Raw genomic sequence first — 4,898 nt, forward strand, 5'->3', positions numbered from 1 at the left:
TGAGCCCGGCGTTCGCCAGGGCGGCGTTGATGACGCGTTGCTGCGACGGTCCGTTCGGCGCGGTCAGGCCGTTGGACGCGCCGTCCTGGTTGACGGCCGAGCCTCGGATGACGGCCAGGACGCGGTGGCCGTTGGCCCGGGCGTCCGACAGGCGTTCCAGCAGGACCATGCCCGCGCCCTCGGCCCAGATGGTGCCGTCGGCACCGGCCGCGAACGACTTGCAGCGGCCGTCGGGCGCCAGCCCGCGCTGGCGGCTGAACTCCAGGAACATCCCGGCGTTGGCCATCACGGTGGCGCCCCCGGCCAGTGCCATGGAGCATTCGTCGCTGCGCAGCGACTGGCAGGCCATGTGGAGTGCCACCAGCGAGGAGGAGCAGGCGGTGTCGACGGTGACCGCGGGGCCCTCGAAGCCGAAGGTGTACGCCACCCGGCCGGACGCCACGCTCGCCGTCGTCCCCGTCAGCAGGAAGCCGTCGACGGGCTCGCTGCCCTGGTGGACGAGGGAGCCGTACTCCTGGGTGACGACTCCGGCGAAGACGCCGGTGGCGCTGCCGTCCAGAGTGTCGGGCCGGAGTCCCGCGTCCTCGAACGTCTCCCAGGCGGTTTCCAGGAGCAGCCGCTGCTGGGGGTCGAGCGCGAGGGCTTCGCGGGGGCTGATGCCGAAGAACTCGGCGTCGAACTCGGCCGCGCCGTAGAGGAAGCCGCCCTCGCGGGCGTAGGTCTTGCCGCGTACATCCGGGTCGGGGTCGTACAGGTCGTCGAGGTCCCAGCCTCGGTTGTCGGGGAACGCCCCCACCGCGTCGCGGCCCTCGGCCACCAGCCGCCACAGCTCCTCCGGTGTGCCGGCGCCACCGGGGAAACGGCACCCCATGCCGATGACCGCGATCGGCTCGTCGTCGTGCGGGGCGGCCGCGGCGGCCCCGGCGGCCCCGGTACCGGCGGCGCGTGGGGGGCTCGCGGTGTCCGCCGCCACGGCGGGGGCCTCCGGCAGCGGGGCGTCACCGGCCAGTTCGTCCCTGAGGTAGGTGATCAGGGCGGCCGGTGTGGGATGGTCGAACAGCATCGTGGACGGCAGATGCAGCCCCAGGGCCTCGCCCAGGACGATGAGCAGTTCGATGCCCGCGAGCGAGTCGAATCCCAGGTCCTTGAACGAGGTTCCGGGGTCGATGGCGGGTGGCGAGCTGTGGCCCAGGACGGTGGCGATGTGCATGCGCAGGACGTCCAGCAGCAGATCCCGCTGTTCGGTCTCGGGCAGCCCGGTGAGCCGCCCGCGCAGGGATGTGTCCTGCCCGGTGTCGCTCTCCCGGCCGGCGGGCGCGACGGCCTGGGCGGGCAGCAGATCGGCGAGCAGCGGGGACAGCGGGCTCGACGCCCGCCGCGCGCGGGCGCCGGTGAGATCGAGCCCGGTGGGCACGAGCACCGTGCGCCCGGCCGCCAGGGCCGTGTCGAAGAGCGCGAGCGCCCGCGCGGTGGGCATCGGCGCCAGTCCCTCGCGGCTCATACGGGCCAGGCCACGCCGGTCCAGGGTGCCGCCCATGCCGCCGTCCTCGGCCCACAGGCCCCAGGCGAGGGAGGTGGCGGGCAGACCGTGCCCGTGGCGGTGGTGGGCGAGCGCGTCGAGGAAGGCGTTGGCGGCGGCGTAGTTGGCCTGCCCGGCGGTGCCCAGGGTGCCGGCCACGGAGGAGAACAGCACGAACGCGCTCAGGTCCGCGTCCCGGGTCGCCAGGTGGAGGTTCCACGCGCCGTCCGCCTTGGGGCGCAGCACCGTAGCCAGCCGGTGCCGGTCGAGTTCGGTGACCACACCGTCGTCCAGGACGCCCGCGCAGTGCACCACCGCGCCGAGCGGGTGTTCCCCGGGCAGGGCCGCCAGCAGCGCGGCCAGGGCCTCGCGGTCGCCGACGTCGCAGGCGGCGACGGTGACCTCGGCGCCGAGAGCGGTCAGTTCCTCGGTGAGGGCGCCCGCCGCGCCGGGTCCGCTCCGGCTGGTCAGCAGCAGCCTCCTGACCCCGTGCCGGGTGACCAGGTGGCGCGCGAGGAGGGCGCCGAGGGCGCCGGTGCCGCCGGTGATGAGCACCGTGCGTCGCGCGTCGAACGCGGTGGCGGGGGAGGCGGACGGTTCCGGTGCCAGACGGGCGAGGCGCGGCACGAGTAACTGTCCCTCGCGCAAAGCCAGTTGTGGTTCCCCGGTGGCCAGGGCCGCCTCGATGGCCTCTTCGGAGGCCCGCGAGCCGTCGAGGTCCAGGAGGGTGAATCGGTCCGGGTGCTCGGTCTGGGCGGAGCGGATCAGGCCCCACACCGACGCGGCGGCCGGATCGGCGCCGGTCCGGTCCGCGTCGGTGGACACCGCGCCCTCGGTGAGGACCACCAGGCGGGTGTCCGGCCCCGCATCGGCCAGGACCGTCCGCAGCAGCTCCAGGGCGTGCTGGGTCGCGGCGTGCGCCGCCTCGGCCGCCTCGGCGCCGTCCTCGGCGGCCCCGCCGCATCGGGCGACGACGGCCTCCGGCCGGGCCGCGCCGGACCGTAGCGCGGTGCGCAGGGCCTCGGCGTCCGGGTACGTCTCGGTCGCGGGGCCGAGCGCGGCCAGGGCCGCGTCGACCAGCCGGTCGCCCGCGTCCCCGACCACGGCCCATCCCGCCCCCCCGGGGGATACGGCGGCGTCCGGTGGCGTGGCCACCGCGCGCCAGGTGACCTCGTGGAGCGCGCCGTCGCGGTCGGGCCGGGCCGCGGCGAGCTGCTCGGGGCCGACGGCGCGCAGGGCGAGGGAGCCGACGGTCAGGACCGGCGCCCCGGCGGTGTCCATGACCCGCAGCGCGACCGCGTCCGGCGCCAGACGCGTGAGCCGGACCCGCAGGGCGCGTGCGCCGGTCGTGTGGAGGGTCACGCCGCTCCAGGAGAACGGCACCTGGAGCGTGCCGTCCTCGGAGTCGCCCGCGGCAAGCGCGATCGGGTGGAGCGCGGAGTCGAGCAGCCCGGGGTGGACGCCGTACTGGCCGGGCGCGGTGCCCGGGGGCAGGGCGACATCGGCGTACAGCGCGTCGCCGTCCCGCCAGGCGGCCTTGAGCCCCTGGAAGACCGGGCCGTAGCCGAAACCGGCGTCGGCGATCCGCCGGTAGAAACCGTCGGTGTCGAGGGGTTCGGCGGAGGCCGGGGGCCAGACCGGGTCGGCCGGCGCGCCGGTGTCCTCCGTGGCGGCGCCGAGCGCGCCGGTGGCGTGGCAGGTCCAGTCGGTGCCCGGCGCGGCGTCCTCGGGCCGTGAGTGGACGGTGAAGGCCCGCCGCCCCGTGTCGTCCGCCGTCCGCACCAGGACCCGCAGCTGGAGGGCGCCGTGCTCGGGGAGGGCCAGGAAGACGTGGTGGGTGAGTTCCTCGACGCGGGCGCACCCGGCCCGCGCCGCGGCGTGCAGCAGCATGTCCACGAACGCCACGCCCGGCATGACGGGCGTGCCGAAGACGGCGTGGTCGGCCGCCCAGCCGGGGGTGGCGGCGTTCACCCGGCCGGTCAGGAGCAGCCCGCCCGGGTCGGGCAGTTCGGCCGCGGTGGTCAGGATCGGGTGGCCGGTCGCGGTCAGCCCCAGGCCGTCGGCGCCCACGGTGGGCTTCGGCGCATCCAGCCAGTAACGCTCGCGCTGGAACGCGTACGTGGGCAGGTCGACAACCGGACGCGTGGCGTCACCGTACAGACGGGTCCAGTCGAGGGCGACACCATGGGTGTGCAGCCGTCCGACGGCGCCCATCAGCTCCCGTGGCTCGTCGCGGTCGCGGTGGAGGGTGGGGACGAGGGTGGCGGCGTCGGGGTCGGTGAGGCTGTGGCGGACCATGGCGGTGAGGACGCGGTCCGGCCCCAACTCCACGTAGTGGGTGGCGCCTTCGGCCTCCATCCGGGTCACCGCGTCGGCGAACCGGACGGTCCCGCGCACATGCCGCACCCAGTACTCCGCGGTGGCCACATCGCCGTCCGCCACCACCGGAACGCGCGGCTCGGCGTACGTCACGCCCTCGGCGACCGCGCGGAAGTCCTCCAGCATCGGGTCCATCAACGGCGAGTGGAACGCGTGGGACACCGTCAGGCGGTTCGTACGGCGCTCACCGAGCCGTTCGAGGACGGCGGCGACTGCGTCCTCGGTACCCGAGAGCACCACGGAGGCGGGGCCGTTGACGGCGGCGAGGGCCACCCGCTCCGTCAGATACGGGGCCACCTCGTCCTCGGTGGCCTCGACCGCCACCATCGCACCGCCGGGCGGCAGCGCCCCCATCAGCCGCCCCCGCGCGGTGACCAGCGCGCCGGCGTCCTCCAGCGAGAACACCCCGGCGACCTGCGCGGCGGCCAGCTCCCCGATCGAGTGACCGGCCACGACATCGGGCTGTACGCCCCAGGACTCCAGCAGCCGGAACAGCGCCACCTCCACCGCGAAGATCGCGGGCTGGGTGAACTCCGTACGGTGAAGCGCCTCCTCGTCGCCCCACATCACCTCGCGCACCGCCGGGTCGAGCACGGCGCACACCGCGTCGAAGGCGCGCGCGAACACCGGGAACGCCTCGTACAGCCCCCGGCCCATCCCCAGCCGCTGGCTGCCCTGGCCGGTGAACAGGAAGGCGGTCCTGCCGGGGCGGGCGGTGCCGCGTACCAGGGCGGGCGACGGTTCGCCGCGGGTGAGGGCGTCCAGGGCTCGGTCGAACGCCTCGCGGTCGGCCGCCACCACCGCGGCCCGGTGGGCGAAGTGGGTGCGGGTGGTGGCCAGGGAGTGGCCGATGGCGGCGGGCATGAGGCCGGGGTGATCGGCCAGGTGGCCGCGCAGCCGCCGGGCCTGGTCGCGGAGGGCCTGCTCGGACTTGGCGGAGAGCACCCACGGGAGCACGGCTCCCTGGGGAACGTCCTGCTCCGGCGATGTCTCCGCGTCC

General features: G+C 75.6%; 1 protein-coding gene. It reads right to left on the reverse strand.

All coding sequences use genetic code 11. The features are described 5' to 3' along the window. Nucleotides 1-4,855, reverse strand: a 4,855-nt coding sequence (locus ASC60_RS38335; protein ID WP_159043421.1) for a type I polyketide synthase, incomplete at its 3' end; no start/stop codon positions are given. Nucleotides 4,856-4,898 lie beyond the last annotated feature (43 nt).

This window comes from Streptomyces sp. NBRC 110028, from assembly GCF_001417735.1.
Lineage (GTDB): Bacteria > Actinomycetota > Actinomycetes > Streptomycetales > Streptomycetaceae > Streptomyces.